This window comes from Enterobacter cloacae complex sp. P12RS (assembly GCF_014895875.1).
GTDB classification, from domain to species: Bacteria; Pseudomonadota; Gammaproteobacteria; order Enterobacterales; family Enterobacteriaceae; genus Enterobacter; species Enterobacter bugandensis.
The window spans coordinates 1-1,119 of the sequence record NZ_JADBQO010000099.1; the positions used below are offsets into that span (position 1 = coordinate 1).

At 43.3% G+C, this 1,119-nt stretch carries 1 pseudogene; it reads left to right on the forward strand.

From position 1 onward, the window contains the following. Positions 1 to 248: pseudogene (locus IM284_RS23075) on the forward strand (exonuclease SbcC); the annotation flags it as partial. Positions 249 to 1,119: the final 871 nt, after the last annotated feature.

Sequence of the window (1,119 nt, forward strand, 5' to 3'; positions counted from 1 at the left end):
ATATAATAGATGATATTGATGAAGGAATTTCTGATCCAGAAAAATATGAAAACATCTATAATGCACTCATAGAAATAACCAATTATGCGCAGAAAAAAAGAAGCCCGTGTCAGATAATTGTTGTAGACAATGATGTCCCTGATAAGCTTTCTGACAGATTAAAAGCTATAACTGTTGCTCACTATAGTGCAAATAAGGAAAACGGGTTACCTGTCGGACTAATTGATGATGTCATTTACAAACATTAACTACTTTAGATTGAGGGATGCTAAACTTTGGTTTTCACTGTGATACTTACAGGAAAACCACAGGGATGCCATCATTCCATTGCCGCACCCCAGCTCGAGGATATGGCTACCTCAGGCTCTCTCATAATCCTGCGCTCCGGACGAATATCTGTTCTGGTGCAGGGAGCTTTAATGCCCGGAATAACATTCCTCATATGTGCCGGGGAGATAGTATTTGCCATCAGGCGAGGGTCTGGTTCCTCCCGGTCAACCATTCATGCCCCGCAGACCGTTTTCCCCGGCAAGTCTGGCTCCGCCGTTGGCATCATTTGTACGCTACAGTTTGCACCCGTCCTTTGAGTCACTCTGCCCGGCATAAGTCAATGCTGAAAATGCCAGGGTATACAGCATAAAAAAATCAATATCTTACTCATACTTTATCCTCTTTCCGCACTCATCATCTGACCGTTATCGAATCAGCCTGCTGTTCAGTCACTTTCAGCCCCGCCCCCGCGAGTGCGGTACAGAGAGCATCACTGATGGTCATCCTGCCTTTAACGGGATTACCCCTGACCGGGGCCGTCCTGCTGAGGTCTATCCGGATAAAACACCCGGTCCCTTGCGCCAGTTGCTGATCTGTTTCATCAAACCGGGAAAACTGATATCGTAATTCGCAATGGTGTAACATTTGCCTTCCGGCACATGAGCATCCGGGGAAGCATTGCATGAAATAATTAAGAAAATCGATTGACCGATAACAATTAGACTATTTTAATGGGCAAGCAATTAAAGGCAACAGAATAATTTAAATATATCTGATTAATTTCCTTATTGTTATGACAAAATATAAAATCGACTACAAAAAAAGGTTCAACCTATGGAAACAGTAGAT